This window comes from Parasynechococcus sp., assembly GCF_045559935.1.
GTDB lineage: Bacteria > Cyanobacteriota > Cyanobacteriia > PCC-6307 > Cyanobiaceae > Parasynechococcus.
In genome coordinates, this window is record NZ_JBJLJL010000008.1 from 434,069 (window position 1) to 449,694 (window position 15,626).

The 15,626-nt window shown below is 64.8% G+C and carries 17 protein-coding genes; 11 read left to right on the forward strand and 6 right to left on the reverse strand.

Translation table 11 applies throughout. The features are described 5' to 3' along the window. The first annotated feature begins 33 nt into the window (after positions 1-33). The 4 genes from clpP to ACJ0G7_RS06805 all read left to right on the forward strand — a co-directional run bounded on the left by clpP (position 34) and on the right by ACJ0G7_RS06805 (position 4,579). Entirely contained in the window at positions 34-708 is a 675-nt protein-coding gene (gene clpP, locus ACJ0G7_RS06790) for an ATP-dependent Clp endopeptidase proteolytic subunit ClpP (RefSeq protein WP_043694085.1), read from the forward strand. A 91-nt stretch (positions 709-799) separates the two neighbouring features. Continuing rightward, a complete protein-coding gene (gene clpX, locus ACJ0G7_RS06795) occupies positions 800-2,149 on the forward strand; it encodes an ATP-dependent protease ATP-binding subunit ClpX (protein WP_043694082.1) in 1,350 nt (449 codons plus the stop codon). Between the two features lie 4 nt (positions 2,150-2,153). Then, positions 2,154-2,819, forward strand: a complete 666-nt coding sequence (locus tag ACJ0G7_RS06800) for a lecithin retinol acyltransferase family protein (RefSeq protein ID WP_407395507.1) — start codon at positions 2,154-2,156, stop codon at positions 2,817-2,819. After that, a complete protein-coding gene (locus tag ACJ0G7_RS06805; protein WP_043694076.1) occupies positions 2,816-4,579 on the forward strand; it encodes a DNA polymerase III subunit gamma/tau in 1,764 nt (587 codons plus the stop codon). The genes ACJ0G7_RS06800 and ACJ0G7_RS06805 overlap by 4 nt, the downstream gene beginning before the upstream one ends. On the opposite strand, the gene ACJ0G7_RS06810 is transcribed toward ACJ0G7_RS06805, so the two are convergent. Both ACJ0G7_RS06810 and ACJ0G7_RS06815 read right to left on the reverse strand, forming a co-directional pair. Beyond that, positions 4,570-5,877 carry a glycosyltransferase gene (locus ACJ0G7_RS06810; protein WP_407395508.1) on the reverse strand — a complete coding sequence of 436 codons (1,308 nt, stop codon included), beginning with the start codon at positions 5,875-5,877 and terminating at the stop codon, positions 4,570-4,572. The genes ACJ0G7_RS06805 and ACJ0G7_RS06810 overlap by 10 nt on opposite strands. A gap of 24 nt (positions 5,878-5,901) precedes the next feature. After that, a complete protein-coding gene (locus tag ACJ0G7_RS06815) occupies positions 5,902-7,455 on the reverse strand; it encodes a SpoIID/LytB domain-containing protein (protein ID WP_407395509.1) in 1,554 nt (517 codons plus the stop codon). 84 nt (positions 7,456-7,539) lie between these two features. Between ACJ0G7_RS06815 and rpmI the strand changes: the two genes are divergently transcribed. Genes rpmI through ACJ0G7_RS06830 form a run of 3 tightly spaced genes read left to right on the forward strand, consistent with a single transcriptional unit; the run spans position 7,540 to position 8,656 of the window. After that, positions 7,540-7,737: a 50S ribosomal protein L35 gene (gene rpmI / locus ACJ0G7_RS06820; RefSeq protein ID WP_043697172.1), complete on the forward strand. Its 198-nt coding sequence runs from the start codon at positions 7,540-7,542 to the stop codon at positions 7,735-7,737. Positions 7,738-7,780: 43 nt separating this feature from the next. Next, positions 7,781-8,128, forward strand: coding sequence for a 50S ribosomal protein L20 (rplT, locus tag ACJ0G7_RS06825; protein ID WP_043694070.1), 348 nt, complete (start codon positions 7,781-7,783; stop codon positions 8,126-8,128). A 9-nt stretch (positions 8,129-8,137) separates the two neighbouring features. Next, positions 8,138-8,656 (forward strand): tetratricopeptide repeat protein, encoded by a 519-nt coding sequence (locus tag ACJ0G7_RS06830; protein ID WP_043694059.1) that lies wholly within the window; start codon positions 8,138-8,140, stop codon positions 8,654-8,656. Positions 8,657-8,664: 8 nt separating this feature from the next. Here the strand turns inward: ACJ0G7_RS06830 and ACJ0G7_RS06835 are convergent, their stop codons facing one another. Beyond that, positions 8,665-9,210 (reverse strand): hypothetical protein, encoded by a 546-nt coding sequence (locus tag ACJ0G7_RS06835; protein WP_407395510.1) that lies wholly within the window; start codon positions 9,208-9,210, stop codon positions 8,665-8,667. Between the two features lie 89 nt (positions 9,211-9,299). On the opposite strand from ACJ0G7_RS06835, the gene ACJ0G7_RS06840 reads away from it, so the two are divergent. The 4 genes from ACJ0G7_RS06840 (at position 9,300) to ACJ0G7_RS06855 (ending at position 12,805) form a co-directional block, all read left to right on the forward strand. Continuing rightward, positions 9,300-10,127, forward strand: a complete 828-nt coding sequence (locus ACJ0G7_RS06840) for a thiazole synthase (protein WP_407395511.1) — start codon at positions 9,300-9,302, stop codon at positions 10,125-10,127. 87 nt (positions 10,128-10,214) lie between these two features. After that, a complete protein-coding gene (gene psb34 / locus ACJ0G7_RS06845; protein WP_043694053.1) occupies positions 10,215-10,388 on the forward strand; it encodes a photosystem II assembly protein Psb34 in 174 nt (57 codons plus the stop codon). Positions 10,389-10,447: 59 nt separating this feature from the next. Beyond that, positions 10,448-11,644 carry an NAD-dependent epimerase/dehydratase family protein gene (locus tag ACJ0G7_RS06850; protein WP_043694051.1) on the forward strand — a complete coding sequence of 399 codons (1,197 nt, stop codon included), beginning with the start codon at positions 10,448-10,450 and terminating at the stop codon, positions 11,642-11,644. 15 nt (positions 11,645-11,659) lie between these two features. Continuing rightward, complete coding sequence (locus ACJ0G7_RS06855; protein WP_186484545.1) at positions 11,660-12,805, forward strand: glycosyltransferase family 1 protein; 1,146 nt, start codon at positions 11,660-11,662, stop codon at positions 12,803-12,805. A gap of 18 nt (positions 12,806-12,823) precedes the next feature. Here ACJ0G7_RS06855 and mrdA read toward each other — a convergent pair whose 3' ends face one another. The 3 genes from mrdA to ACJ0G7_RS06870 are packed head-to-tail and all read right to left on the reverse strand — an operon-like array spanning position 12,824 to position 15,618. After that, complete coding sequence (mrdA, locus tag ACJ0G7_RS06860) at positions 12,824-14,611, reverse strand: penicillin-binding protein 2 (protein WP_407395512.1); 1,788 nt, start codon at positions 14,609-14,611, stop codon at positions 12,824-12,826. A 3-nt stretch (positions 14,612-14,614) separates the two neighbouring features. Further along, a complete protein-coding gene (locus tag ACJ0G7_RS06865) occupies positions 14,615-14,995 on the reverse strand; it encodes a hypothetical protein (RefSeq protein WP_407395513.1) in 381 nt (126 codons plus the stop codon). An 11-nt stretch (positions 14,996-15,006) separates the two neighbouring features. Beyond that, positions 15,007-15,618: a hypothetical protein gene (locus ACJ0G7_RS06870; protein ID WP_043694044.1), complete on the reverse strand. Its 612-nt coding sequence runs from the start codon at positions 15,616-15,618 to the stop codon at positions 15,007-15,009. Positions 15,619-15,626: the final 8 nt, after the last annotated feature.

The following is a 15,626-nucleotide window of genomic DNA, read 5'->3' on the forward strand; positions in this document are numbered from 1 at the left end:
TAGATTGATCCAACTCAGACAGGCAACGAGCGCGTGATCGACGCCCGCAGTCACCACCCCATCCAGAACCGCTGGCGGGCCGAAATGCCCATCTCGGCACCCGGTCCTCTACCGACCGTGGTCGAGCAGTCCGGCCGTGGCGACAGGGCCTTCGACATCTACTCCCGATTGCTGCGCGAGCGGATCATCTTCCTGGGCACCGGGGTTGATGACGCCGTGGCCGATGCCCTCGTGGCCCAGATGCTGTTTCTGGAAGCCGAGGATCCGGAAAAGGACATTCAGATCTACATCAACTCGCCGGGAGGCTCCGTGACGGCGGGACTGGCCATCTACGACACGATGCAGCAGGTGGCTCCTGACGTGATGACCATCTGCTACGGGCTGGCGGCCAGCATGGGCGCCTTCCTGCTCAGCGGCGGCTGCAAGGGCAAACGCCTCGCCCTGCCGAACGCCCGGATCATGATTCACCAGCCTCTGGGGGGAGCCCAGGGACAGGCCGTCGATATCGAGATCCAGGCCAAGGAGATCCTGTTCCTCAAGGAGACCCTCAACGGACTGATGGCGGAGCACACCGGTCAGCCCCTCGACAAAATCTCCGAAGACACCGACCGGGACTACTTCCTTTCACCCTCAGACGCGGTTGAATACGGCCTGATCGACCGTGTGGTGGACAGTTCCAGGGACGGAGGAATCGTTACGGAGGGCTGACAGCGCCTCGCCGACTCACGATCCTTGGTGTTCAGGGAGACCCTCCTCCGGTCGTGCTCTGACCACCCCTCGTTGAAGTGAACGGCGTTCGATGGCCAAGTTCGATGCCCACCTGAAATGTTCCTTCTGCGGGAAGTCGCAGGACCAGGTTCGCAAGTTGATCGCCGGCCCTGGCGTCTACATCTGCGACGAATGCATCGACCTGTGCAATGAGATCCTCGACGAGGAGCTGGTGGACAGCCAGGGCAATGCGCGTCAGAGCGCTGAGCAGCACAGGAAGTCCGCTCCCGCCACGCGCAAGAGCGGCAAGCCGGCTCCGACCCTGGCCTCGATCCCGAGACCGCAGGAGATCAAAACCTTCCTGGATCAGCAGGTGGTGGGTCAGAACTCCGCCAAGAAAGTGCTCTCCGTGGCGGTTTACAACCACTACAAACGCCTGGCCTGGCAGGGTGACGGCAACGGTGAGACCGAGCAGACCGCCACGCGACTGCACAAATCCAACATCCTGCTGATCGGCCCCACCGGCTGCGGCAAGACCCTGCTGGCCCAGACCCTGGCGGAACTGCTGGACGTGCCCTTTGCCGTGGCGGATGCCACCACTCTCACGGAGGCCGGCTACGTCGGTGAAGACGTGGAGAACATCCTGCTGCGGCTGCTGCAGAAGGCCGACATGGATGTGGATCAGGCCCAGCGCGGCATCATCTACATCGACGAGATCGACAAGATCGCCCGCAAGAGCGAGAACCCTTCGATCACCCGTGACGTCTCCGGAGAAGGGGTGCAGCAGGCTCTGCTCAAGATGCTGGAGGGCACCGTGGCGAACGTGCCTCCCCAGGGAGGCCGCAAGCACCCTTATCAGGACTGCATCCAGATCGACACCAGCCAGATCCTGTTCATCTGCGGCGGTGCCTTCGTCGGCCTTGACGATGTGGTGCAGAAGCGGATGGGCCGCAACGCCATCGGCTTCATGCCCAGCGACAGCCGCGGCCGCAGCCGCACCAACCGGGACCTGCAGGCGGCCCAGGTGCTGCGCCATCTCGAACCGGATGATCTGGTGAAGTACGGGCTGATCCCGGAATTCATCGGCCGGATGCCGGTGAGTGCCGTGCTGGAGCCCCTCGACGAAAGCGCACTCGAATCGATCCTCACCGAGCCCCGCGATGCGCTGGTGAAGCAATTCAGCACGCTGCTGAGCATGGACAACGTCCAGTTGGACTTCGAGCCTGCAGCGATCGAAGCCATCGCCCAGGAAGCCCATCGCCGCAAGACCGGCGCCCGGGCTCTGCGCGGCATCGTCGAAGAGCTGATGCTCGATCTGATGTACGACCTGCCCTCCCAGACGTCGGTCTCCTCGTTCACCGTGACCCGAGCCATGGTCGAAGAGCACAGCGGGGGCAAGGTGCTGCCGCTGCCTGGCGCGGACCAGCAGAAGACCGCCTGACGCCTTGGCCACCGCAGACCACCTGCAGGTTCCGCGGCAGCACGGACTGTTCAACCATCACGGCATCGACCTGGGAGACGGCACCGTGGCCCATTACCTCGAGGGCCGCGAAATCCTTCGCAGCCCCGTCGAGGAGTTCTGCCAGGGGCAGCCCATAGCGGTGATCGAACACGAGCAAGCCTCACCATCGGGAGTGACCCTGAGACGGGCGATGGGCCGGATCGGGGAACAGAACTACAACCTGCTGTTCAACAACTGCGAACACTTCGCCACCTGGTGCAAAACCGGTCGGCACCGCAGCGGCCAGGTGGAATCGGTTCTGGAACGGGCCCGCCACTGGAGCCAGCTGATGCCGGCGGCCCTGATGAGCGGACTTGAGCTCCTGGTCCAACGCGGACTGCTGGATGACAACGCCCGCCGGATGGCCCGTCAGGGGGTGGCCAAGCTTGAGAAGCTGCGGGTGAAGCTTCTCAGCAGCCTGGAGACCCTGCTGCAGCAGGCCGGTGACGGCAGCAACCGCCAGCTGTTGCTCTCCGGCCAGAGCCTCGCCGATGAACTGGCCGCGGTGGAGGATCTCAAGGAACGGATTGATGCCCTGCTGGATCAGCCTCCGGCCCTGCCTGAGGCCGGCTCACCTGAGTACCCTCGCAGCAACGCCGGCGGCGCATGAGTCCGGGCTATCAGCCGCTCCACCACAAATATCGTCCCCAGCGCTTCGATCAGCTGGTGGGTCAGGAGGCGATTGCCGCCACCCTCGGCCATGCCCTCACCAGCAACCGGATCGCACCGGCGTATCTGTTCAGCGGCCCGAGGGGGACAGGCAAGACCTCGAGCGCCAGAATCCTGGCTCGCTCGCTGAATTGCCTCAACAGCGACGGGCCGACACCGGAGCCCTGCGGGCACTGCGAGCTGTGCACAACGATCGCCGCCGGAACCGCCCTGGATGTGATCGAGATCGATGCCGCCTCCAACACCGGCGTCGACAACATCCGGGAGCTGATCGAACGCTCGCGCTTCGCGCCGGTGCAGGCCCGCTGGAAGGTGTACGTGGTGGACGAGTGCCACATGCTCTCCACCGCCGCCTTCAACGCCCTGCTCAAGACCCTCGAGGAGCCTCCACCACAGGTGGTGTTCGTCCTGGCGACGACAGACCCGCAGCGGGTGCTGCCGACCATCCTGAGCCGCTGCCAGCGCTTTGATTTCCGGCGGATCCCACTCGATGCCCTCGAGACACATCTGAGCTGGATCGCCCAGCAGGAAGCGATCGACATCCGCCCGGATGCCCTGCATGTGGTGGCACAGCGAGCCCAGGGAGGTCTGCGCGATGCCGAGAGCCTGCTGGATCAGCTCAGCCTGCTGCCGCCCCCGATCGAAGCCACAGCGGTATGGGATCTGCTGGGAGCAGTCCCTGAACAGGAGCTGCTTGAGCTGGTGAAGGCGATGACCGCCGCCGCACCGGTGGAACTGCTGGAGGCGACCCGCAATCTGCTGGACAGGGGCCGTGATCCTGGAGCAGTGCTCCAGGGCCTGGCCGGGATCCTGAGAGACCTGGTGCTGACGGCTGCCGCACCGGATCGACCGGAACTCACCGGGGTATCGCCCCAGTTCCGCGATCAGCTGCCCGATCTGGCCAGGGCCCTCGGTCGCCCGCGACTGCTGCAGTGGCAGAACCAGCTGCGTGGGGCGGAACAGCAGCTGCGTCAGAGCGTGCAACCGCGCCTCTGGCTGGAGGTGCTGCTGCTGGGGCTTCTGGCAGAGCCGGCATCGTCGAAGGACCCCGTTGTCGCCGCGCCAGCCACCAGGCCCGTGGCAGCCGCGATCAGCCCACCTCCCCCGACCTCTCCACCGGCAGCGAGTCCTGAACTGCCCTCCGTGAGCCCACCGGCACCGCCGGAACCTGCTCCCGTCGGCGCCAACCTGCCCGAGCTCTGGCAGCAGATCCTCGGCAGCCTGGAGTTGCCATCAACCCGCATGCTGCTCTCGCAGCAGGCTCAGCTGGTGCGCCTGGATGCCAACCGTGCCGTGGTGCAGGTGGCCGGCAACTGGATGGGGATGGTGCAGAGCCGAGCCAGCCTGCTGGAAAAGGCCGTGGCTGCGGCTCTGGGCGGCAACCGCCAACTGGTGCTGGAAGCCGGGGGCAGCACGATGACGGCCCCTGTTGTCGCCGCTCCGCCTGCTCCGGTGGTGACGCAGCCGACCGGTCCGGCTCCAACACCCGCTCCACCGTCACGACCAGCCCCGGAACCAACGGTCTCCGTCAAGCCAGCAGCTCCTCCGCAACCCACATCCAGCCCGGCCGGTCCGACCACCACGGCGCAAACCCCACCGGAACTTCCGTCCGGACTCGATCGCAACGCCCGACAACTGGCTGATTTCTTCAACGGACAGGTGCTCGACATCGAACAGCCCGTCGACAACCCTCAGGCCTGAACGGGCTCCTGCTCTCCATGACTGGTCTTCGCCCAGACCAGACGCTTCGGGAGAACAGCCATCTTGAGAGCCACCCAGGGGATCACGACGAACCAGTGGGCGAGATAGAAGATGGCCAGAAGCAGTTGCAATGGACCAGCCGAGGGAATCGGTGGACCTTCACTGCTGATGCGACAGCCGCGCCAGTAAGCCAGCCCCGACACGCTGAAGGCCACAAAGGACAACGGCCAGTAGCTCGGCGCCGTGCGGGTCACCAGGCTGGTGCTCAGATCGGCGAAGGACACGACGGGTAGGCCGTACTGCAGCAGGAAGAAACAGGCGAGATCCCAGCGCTGGCGAAGGCTGAGCTGGCCTGAGGTGAGCGTGGGCCAGTAATCGAAGAAGCGCTGCAGTCCACCTTCCGCCCAGCGCTGACGTTGCTTCCAGAGAGCCGCCAGACCCGGCACCGCCTCCTCTTGCACCGGCGGATCCCAGAGAATCCCCACCAGAGCTCCGTGGGTGAGCAATCGGAAGCTGAGATCCAGATCGTCAGTGACCGTGTCCTCGTTGAATCCCCCGGCCGCCTCCAGCACCGAGCGGCGGATCAGCTGACCGTTGCCGCGAAGCTCCGCCACGCCGCCGCCTGAGAGCCGACCCTGCTGAATGACGGCATCCAGTGCCATTTCCATCGCCTGGGCCCGGGTCAGCCAGTTGCGATCGGCATCGATCACGGCCTTGCGCAGCTGAACAGCGGACCAGCCACCGTCGAGGGCATAGGGGATCAAATGCTCCAGCAGATCCTCCTGAAGCTGCGCATCCGCATCCAGCACCAGCAACCACTCCCCACGAAGCTGCTGCAGTGCCGTGTTGAGAGCCCCGGACTTCCCACCGCCCGCATCCCGGGGCCGGTGGATCACCCGCAGCGAAGCATGGGTGGCGGCGAGGTCGTCGAGCAGCTGCGGCGTGCGATCCAGACTTCCGTCATCGATCACCCAGGTGGACAGACGTCCGGATGGGTACCGCAGGGCCGTCAGACGCTCCACCAGGCGGGTCACGACACTTTCCTCGTCGCGGGCGGCCACGACCACATCAAGGGTTGGCAGATCGCCTGGGGTGCCGGCCGGGAGCCGACGGGAGGGTTCGCCCTGCAGCACAGTGCGCAGGCCATATCCACCCAGCATCAGCGCCAGGCTGATCGCCGGCCAGAGAGACCGGGCCGGATCGAGCCAGTGGGGTGCTGCGCCGGCGCAGCCGCAGGCGAACAGGAACGCTGCCGACTTCACCCTGCGGTGATCTCCAGAGGCAGCGATCGGAGCCATGCACCATTTCAGGTGGGCAGGACTCTAAGGGGACTGAGTCTGGGGCGACAGCGGTCCATAGAGCGTCCCCGGGTAGTAGTGGCTGAGGATCCGTTCCGTCGACCAGCCGCGCCAGGCCAGATCGATCGCACCGGCCTGGGAGAGTCCGGCTCCATGGCCGAAGCCACCGCCACGGACCAACCAGCTGGCCTCGCCCTGGGGCTGAAGCACGAACAGGGTGCTGGGAAGAGTGCGGAAGGTCCGCCGGATCCGGTCGAGCCGCAGCACCACTGGACTGGCCGATCCAGAACCCTCGATCTGCAGCGCCAGAACCCGTCCGCTGGCCCCCCGTTGAAGCACGGAAAGACGGATCGGAGCACTCAGAGCAGCTCCGGCTGAACCGAGGGCGCTGCGGATCCCTGCCGTCGTGAGCGTTCGCGTCCATCGGAAGCGGGGATGGTTCCTGCCATAGGCGCCGGCTCCATCCGCCAGAAGGGCATCCACCCCCTCCGTCGCGATGAGCGGCAGAGGATGGCGCTTCACCCAGCCGGCATCTCCATCGGCCTCCGCACGGAGATAGGGCTGGGGCTCCATCGCCCAGGCCTCGGTGCCGCTGGCCATCACACCGCCGTTGCTGGCGTGGTACACCGCGCTGATCGGGCTTCCGTTCCAGCTCAGCAGTCGACCACGGGTGGCAGCAATCGCCTGAAGCACCGCAGAGCCCGCCTGACGCGGGTCGCTGTACACCTGGCACTGGGTGTCGCTGCACAGGTGGTAGCCATCGATCCGGAAGCGATGGCTGTTGGCCAGAGCCCAGGTGCGGGCAAGCACCGTCTGAGCCTGCAGAGCCGATGGCGGCGAGCCAGCCCCGATCTCATGGGGAACCACGCCTTCCAGGTAGCGCTCCAGAGGCACCTGCTCGATCAGTGTCCAGCTGCCGTAGGCATCCCGCTGCAGGCGGAATGGCCCCCCGTAGCGCCCGCCCTTCCACTTCAGACCCTGAGGGGCGTTGATCCGGATCGGACCCTGGAGCGTGAAGCCTCCTTCAGCCGTCTGAAGCACAGGCAACACCACCGAGTCGATGCTGCCGTGCCAGTCACGCACCGCCAGGCCGTCCGGCAGCGGCGCTCCCTTCGGAGCCCAGACCTCCCAGTCGTCAGGATGAGCCACAACAGCTGCGACCCCGATCTCCCGCCAGCGTTTGGCCACCCGTTCCGCGGACTCGAAGCTGGCGAATGGACCGGCCACGCGACGCGACAGCGTCAGCGGTGTCTCCCGCGGCACACGCCGCCAGGTGATCGTCAGGACCGAACCGCTCCAGTCACGGCCACTGGCATCGCTCAGCGACAGCGGACTGCCGGCTCCATGCAGCGTCAGCGGGCCGCTCTGATCAGGCCGACCGAGATGGGCCTGCAGAGAAACCCACAGCCGATCCTCCGGACCGTTGACCGGCGGCGGCGGCGGCACAGACGGATGGGTCACGGCCATGGGCACCTGAGGAGGAGACACCGGTCCCTCCGCCTGGATCTCCCTGGCCCGGCAGCCCGTCGACGACCAGACCAGCACAGCCACCGACAGCAGCCGGATCAACACGCTCATCGTGCGAGAGCCCTCATCATCGGTTCAACAGAGGAAGGTGCACGTGGCGTCGTATCCTTATTGTTTGTGCCCGAACGAGCAGACATGCCCAAGCTGAAGACCCGCAAAGCTGCCGCCAAGCGGTTCAAGGCGACCGGCAGCGGCAAGTTCATCCGCCGGCGCGCCTTCCGCAATCACCTGCTGGATCACAAGACTCCCAAGCAGAAGCGCCACCTGGCCACCAAGGCCGTGGTTCACGAAACGGACGAACTGCGCGTGATCCGGATGCTCCCGTACGCCTGAATTGCTTCGTTCCGTTCCGACCTGATTACACCCTTCCAACGTCATGGCCCGCGTCAAGAGAGGCAACGTCGCCCGTAAGCGCCGCAACAAGATCCTGCGGCTGGCCCGTGGCTTCCGCGGTGGCAACGGCACCCTGTTCCGCACCGCAAATCAGCGGGTGATGAAAGCCCTCTGCAATGCCTACAGGGATCGCCGTCGCCGCAAGCGCGACTTCCGTCGCCTCTGGATCGCCCGTATCAATGCCGCTGCCCGCATCAACGGTGTGAGCTACAGCCGGCTGATGGGTGGTCTCAAGAAGGCGGATGTGCGCCTCAACCGCAAGATGCTGGCTCAGCTGGCGGTGGTTGACCCCGGAAGCTTCACGAACGTGGTCACCGCTGCCAAAAGCTGATCCCACGCGATGAACCTGCTGCCCCAGACCTACCTGCTGGGCCTGGTCGGCCTGCTGTCCATTGTGGCGGTGGTTGTGGGTCGTCAGTTGCTGCGCGTGCGACGCGATGAAGCCCGCCTGATCGAATTGGAACAGGCGGGCGCAGCGGGATCCCGCCAGGCATCCGACCTGTATGAACTGGGATCGGTTCAGCTCCGCAAACGGCTCTATCCCCAGGCCGCCGCGTCGTTGAAGCAGGCCTTGAAGCGTGCCAACGGTGAGCCGGATGAAGCCAGGGCTCTGATCGAGAATGCCCTGGGCTTCTCACTGGCCGCCCAGAAGGATTACGAGGGAGCTGTGCGCCACTACAAGCTGGCTCTCAAGGCGAAACCGGACTATCCGGTTGCCATCAACAATCTCGCTTTCGCCCAGGACAAACTGCTCAAAAGCGAGGAAGCAGCCGATCTCTACAGACAGACTCTGGTTCTCGATCCCGGAAACACCACGGCCCGGAAACGTCTCAAACAGCTGGAGCGACGTCTGGGCTGATCAGTCGATCACCAGAGAGGCTGCACCGGAACACTCTGGTCACAGCTGCTGTCGAGAGCGAGACGGCCTCCGACACCGGTGGAGGGGTTCGCCATGTTCACCAGACGCGGAGCCTGCCAGGCCGTTGGACTGAAGCCCTGCAGACCGAGAAAGATGCCACCGGGCTCGAGACCGGGAATCAGGGCATTGCCGAGAGGAATGAGGTCCAGCTGATCCGACTTGGCATGCAGGTTGCCCTGGACAGGCGCCGTGGTTGTGCCGAGATCCATGGTGCCCCGCAGATCCACCATCTGACCCATGGGGGTGAGCGACGTCAGGTTCAGGGTGACGTCGACGGTCGGGTTGCCGTCGAACGGCTTGTAGGTGCCGCACCAGCGGCGGGGGAGGGTTCCGGCGAGATCACTCGCTCGGGCAACAGGATCAAAACTTTCGACACTCCCCTCGTCCACCTTCAGAGGGACCGCCAGCTGGATCGGATCCAGGGGGAGCTGGGGATTCATCCGGAAGGGCACCTGACTGCCGATCGAAAGATCCATGGCAAGCAGGAAAGGCATCAACCGCGCATCATGATGAGCGCAAGGTAGGGCGTTTTGCTCATCTTCGACGGCAGAGCGATGCCGTTCCCTCAACCTCACCACGCGTCATGGTTCCGACGTCCTGTGCCAACGACCAGCTGGTCATCGGCGGTCGCCCGTTCCGAAGCCGTCTGTTCACCGGAACGGGCAAATATCCCGACCTGACCACGATGCAGCAGAGCATCGAGCACTCCGGCTGCGAGATGGTGACGGTGGCCGTGCGTCGTGTTCAGGCCGTTGCCGCAGGCCATGCCGGCCTGATGGACGCCATCGACTGGACGCGCATCTGGATGCTGCCCAACACCGCCGGCTGCCGCGATGCCGACGAAGCGGTGCGGGTGGCACGGCTGGGCCGTGAACTGGCGAAGCTGGCCGGCCAGGAGGACAACAACTTCGTGAAGCTGGAGGTGATCCCCGACAGCCGTCATCTGCTCCCGGACCCGATCGGAACCCTCGAGGCAGCGGAACGCCTTGTGCAGGAGGGTTTCGCCGTGCTCCCCTACATCAATGCCGATCCGCTTCTGGCGAAACGCCTGGAGGATGCCGGCTGCGTCACGGTGATGCCCCTGGGCTCACCGATCGGTTCAGGACAGGGACTCAACAATGCGGCGAACATCGCCCTGATCATCGAGAACGCCAGCGTCCCCGTGGTGGTGGATGCAGGCATCGGGGTTCCCAGTGAAGCGGCCCAGGCGCTTGAGATGGGGGCTGACGCCGTGCTGGTGAACAGCGCCATCGCTCTGGCCGGGGATCCAGCGGCCATGGCGGAAGCCATGGGTCTGGCTGTCGCCGCCGGTCGCTCCGCCTTCCGGGCCGGCCGCCTGCCGAAACGCGATCAGGCGGCCGCCAGCTCTCCCACCACGGGACTGGTGCAGGAGCACAGCGCCGGCAGGTAACGACAGATGAAGACCAGTGAATCTGGCGATACATTCCAAGCCGCTAAGCAATTGGACTCATAAGGTCCAGGCACTCGCAGTTCCACCATGCAGGTCACGACGGAAGACGGCGGCCGCCTGAACGCTTTCGCCAAGGAGCCCCGCATGGAGGTGATGGATGCGGAGACCAGCCGCAGCCGCGGACGAGGCTCCATGCTCATGACCCTCGGAGGCACCGTGCTCGTGCTGGCCCTCGTGGCGATGACCGTCGCGATCAGCTGAAAATCCCTGTAGTAACTTGCCTCAACTGAGCGTTCCGCTCGTTCCTGCAGGAGTCTGAGTTGAAAGTTCTCGTCCTCGGCGGTGACGGCTTCTGCGGCTGGCCCTGTGCGGTGAACCTGGCCGATCAGGGCCACGAGGTGTTGATCGTGGACAACCTCAGCCGCCGCAAGATCGACATCGATCTGGAGGTGGAATCACTCACCCCGATCACCACCATCGGCGAGCGGCTGAAGGCCTGGGAGGAGATCGGTGGCAAGCCCATGCGCTTCGTGCACATGGACATCGCCCACGAGTACCAACGCGTGCTCGATCTGCTGCTGGAGGAGAAGCCGGATGCCGTTGTTCACTTCGCTGAGCAGCGGGCAGCGCCCTACTCGATGAAGAGCAGCGCCACCAAGCGCTACACCGTCGACAACAACGTCAACGGCACCCACAACCTGCTCGCCGCCATCGTGGAGAGCGGCCAGGACATCCATGTGGTGCACCTCGGCACCATGGGTGTGTACGGCTACGGCTCCCACCGCGGCGCCACGATTCCCGAGGGCTACCTCAAGGTGGAGGTGCCCCAGCCGGACGGCAGCCGCTTCGAGGAGGAGATCCTCCATCCGGCCAGCCCGGGCAGCGTCTACCACATGACCAAGACGCTCGATCAGCTGCTGTTCCTCTACTACAACAAGAACGACAAGGTCCGCATCACCGACCTGCACCAGGGCATCGTCTGGGGCACCAACACCGATGCCACCGACCGCGACCCGCGCCTGACCAACCGCTTCGATTACGACGGTGACTACGGCACCGTTCTCAATCGCTTCCTGATGCAGGCTGCGATCGGCTACCCACTCACGGTGCACGGCACCGGCGGCCAGACCCGCGCCTTCATCCACATCCGTGATTCGGTGCGCTGCGTGCAGCTGGCCCTTGAGAATCCTCCGGAACCGGGCGAACGGGTCAAGATCTTCAATCAGATGACCGAAAGTCATCAGGTGGGAGAACTGGCCAAGAAGGTGGCTGCTCTCACCGGCGCGCAGGTGAACAACCTGCCCAACCCTCGCAACGAAGCGGTGGAGAATGATCTGATCGTTGACAACCGCTGCTTCATCGAGCTGGGTCTCAACCCGACCACCCTCGATGACGGTCTGCTGAAGGAAGTGGTGGAGATCGCCACGCGCTACGCCGACCGCTGCGACCGCGACCGCATCCTCTGCACCTCCGCCTGGACCAAGACCCAGGCGCAGGCCATCGGCACCGCCTCCTGACATCAGACTTCACCCTTGAAAGTCGCCTTCTTCACTGAAACCTTCCTGCCCAAGGTCGACGGCATCGTCACCCGTCTGACCAAGACGGTCCGGCATCTCGTGGAGGCCGGGGATGAGGTGGTGGTGTTCTGCCCTGAAGGCTGCCCGGAGGAGTACATGGGAGCCCGGGTGATCGGCGTGCCGGCCATGCCGCTGCCCCTCTACCCGGAACTGAAACTCGCCTTGCCGCGACCGGCGGTCTCCGAAGCGATCGACAGCTTCCAGCCGGATCTGATTCACGTGGTGAACCCGGCCGTGCTCGGTCTAGGGGGCATCTGGCTGGCGAAGACCAAAGGGATTCCCCTGGTGGCGAGCTATCACACCCACCTGCCCAAATACCTCGAGCATTACGGGATGGGCATGCTCGAACCCCTGCTGTGGGAGCTGCTCAAGGCTGCCCATAACCAGGCACTGCTCAACCTCTGCACCTCCACGGCGATGGTGCAGGAACTGAGTGACAAGGGCATTCAGCACACCTCGCTCTGGCAGAGAGGAGTGGACACGGAGCTGTTCCGGCCCGAACTGCGCAGCCCGGAGCTCCGGCAGCGGCTGTTGGGCACCCACGACGACCGGGGCGCCCTGCTTCTCTACGTCGGTCGACTGTCGGCAGAAAAACAGATCGAACGGATCCGACCGGTGCTGGAAGCACTGCCGGATGCCCGCTTCGCCCTCGTCGGTGACGGGCCGCACCGCCAGCAGCTGGAGAAGCACTTCGAGGGAACCGCGACCACCTTTGTGGGCTATCTGGCCGGCGAGGAACTGGCCGGTGCCTACGCCAGCGGTGATGCCTTCCTGTTCCCCTCGAGCACGGAAACCCTCGGGCTGGTGCTTCTGGAAGCCATGGCTGCCGGTTGCCCCGTGGTGGGCGCCAACCGCGGCGGCATCCCCGACATCATCACCGACGGTGTGAACGGCTGCCTCTACGAACCGGGTGGGGAGGATGGCGGTGCCGCCAGCCTGATCGAAGCCACCAAGCGACTTCTGGGGAACGACGTCGAACGACAGGCCCTGCGCAAAGCGGCGCGCAACGAAGCCGAGCGCTGGGGATGGGCGGGGGCCACCGAACAACTGCGGGGCTACTACCGCCAGGTGCTGGATCAGCCTCAGCTCACCGCCGCCTGAACGGATGCCTTGGGCGCGTCAGCGCTGACGCGTCTTCTCCCAGGCAGCCAGAACCGTCTTGGCCATCGGCAGGGCATGGACAGACCCCCCTCCCGGTGTGTTCTGGGCGAAAGCCACCACAACGATCTCACCCTCCGGATACGGGGCGTAGGTGCCGAACCAGGCATGGTCGGGACCACCGGTGCTGTCTTCTGCGGTTCCTGTTTTGCCCGCAGCAGGAGGAATGCCCGGCCCGTTGAGGCCAAAGCCTGTGCCTGCGGACACCACCTTTCGGAGACCCTCGCGGATGGTCTTCAGCGTGGAGGGCTTGATCGCCACCCTGCGTCGGTGCTCGGCATCCAGCCAGTTCGTCTGGCCCTTGGCCAGGTGCGGCGTCACCAGCCAGCCACCGTTCGCGAACACCGCGTAAGCGCGGGCCAGCTGCAGAGGCGTGATCTGTACAACCGACTGACCGATGGAAGCACTGGCCATGTCCTCCGGAATCCACGGCACGGAACCGGGTGCAGCCCAGCCACGTCCCTTCGCCGCCCAGCGTTCATCACCGACCAATCCCACGCTCTCCTCCCAGCCGATCTCGATCCCTGTCTTCTGCTGAAAACCCAGCTGATCGGCCGCCTGTTTCAGCGCCAGGGAGCCCACGCCGACACCCACCTGGTAAAAAAACGTGTTGCTGGAGAAACGCAACGCGTCCGCATAGCCGATGGTGCCGAAACCGACCCCGTTGTGATCGGGAAAACAATGGCCGCCGTACGTGATGCAGGCCGTGGTGTGCAATTTGGTGTCCGGAGGGAACTTGCCGGATTCCATCCCTGCCATCGCCGTGACCGGCTTCCAGGTGCTCCCGGGGTCGTAGGGGTTCATCGCCCGGGACAGCAACGGCTTCTTCGGATTGGAGAAGAGCGCGTCGTACTCCTTCTGCGTGGTGATCAACTTCGAGAAGAAGTTGGGATCAAACCCAGGCTTGCTGGCCAGGGCGAGGATCGAACCGTCTTCAGGATCCAGAGCGACCACAGCACCCCCCGGCTTGTCCGCCAGGGACAGCTCCGCAGCCCGCTGCAGATCAAGGTCGAGCGTGAGGGTGAGATCTTTCCCGGCCACCGAAGGCCGATCGCCAAGGTTCCGCTGCACCTCACCCATGGCATTCACCTCCAGCATCTGGCCGCCCCACTTGCCGCGCAGATGCGTCTCGTACGCCGCCTCGACACCCGTACGGCCGATGCGATCGCGGATCTTGTAGCCCTTCTCTGCCAGCGCTTCGTATTCCTGTTCCGTGATCGGCTGGGTGTAACCCAACGCATGGGACGCCAGGGTTCCATGCGGGTAGTGGCGCAGGATCTCCACATCCACCTGGGCACCCTGGAGCGTGCTCGCCTGTTCACGGAAACGCAGCACCTGTTCCGGCTTGAGATTCAGGGCGAGGGTGGTGCGGTAGCCATCCCGATCGACGCCACGGTCGCGGCGTTGATCCAGCACATCGGGCTTGAGATTCAACAGCGCAGCAAGCCTGTCGCGTAAGCCGGGCCAGGCCGAATCGGACACGAGGCGGGGCTCGACGTACAGGGTGTAACTGAGTTTGCTGGTGGCGAGCACCCGTCCCTTGCGATCCAGAAGGCGACCGCGGATCGGCGATCGCGGAACCAGTCGGATGCGGTTTTCATCCGCCAGTTCACGAAAACGGGCGCCCTCCAGCAGCTGCATCCAGACCAGGCGCGCGACCATGGCACTGCAGAACAACAGCACCACCACCAGAAGCACAAGCGGCTGCTGACGCAGACCGGTCTGACGCTGCTGGCTGGTCACGGCCATGACCTACCCCTGCCCTTTCGGAGGCAGCAGAGCTCTCAGTGTCTCCAGACGACCCGCAATCCGCTCAAGCATGGCGTTCAGCTCCTGCTCATCCATCTCGGCAGTGTCCGGGTCCTGCACCGACACCGTGACCGGCATCACAGGATTCCCGAGACCTGGGCTCACCTGATCCAGCTGATCGCGGAGGGAACGGGCAGCCGGTTCACCCTCCTGGCGAAGCTCTCCGAGAGGATCGGCAGCCCCTGCGGTGAACAGCTCGGCGACCCTGGCCGGACCGCCTTCCCGGGCCCGTTCAACCATCGCCAGACCGACCGGCAGGACCTCCTGCATCAGGGTCAGGCGCAGCTGGTCGAGGGGATTGGAGGCTGCGGGTTCGTCGGCCATGGGGCCTGGGTTCAGCGGATCCCAGTCTGTCCTGACGGCAGCGAAAGTGTCGGGCAGACGGACTGGCGCATGCCCATCGACCAGCCGGCGAAACCGCAGAGCACCATCAGCATCACCATCGGCACCAGCGCCTTCTGAGTGGTGTCGAGAACGATCCACTCCCGCCAGGCCCGCCAGAAGCGCGTGCGCTCGAAGCGCCGATGCTCCCTGGTCTCCTCACGGCTGCGACGACGCAGTGCCTTGTCCACCCAGCGCTCGAAAGCCCGTTTCTTGGTGATCGTCATCTTCCGCTCCACCTCCAGCAGCTGACCGGAGCCCAGCTCGGGGTGGAAGGTGCTGATCAGCTCCAGGCTTTTCAGGAACATCTCCACCGCTCCATCGCGCACAGCGATCTGCTGATCATCCAGCTGGCTCCAGTCCACTTCCGGATAGAAGCGGCATCGGTTGGCGGTGATCTGATCCTCCGTCAGCTGACCGGGCTCCCGCAGCCAACGGTCGGTGTTGCTGTCGAACCGACGCCAGTACAGGAAAGGATTGAGATAGATCGTGCGCCCACCCAGCTGAATGCTGTCCTGCTGCAGACGCCGCTGCAGCTGAAGATCCTGCTGTTGTGTCGCCGTCACGGATTCAA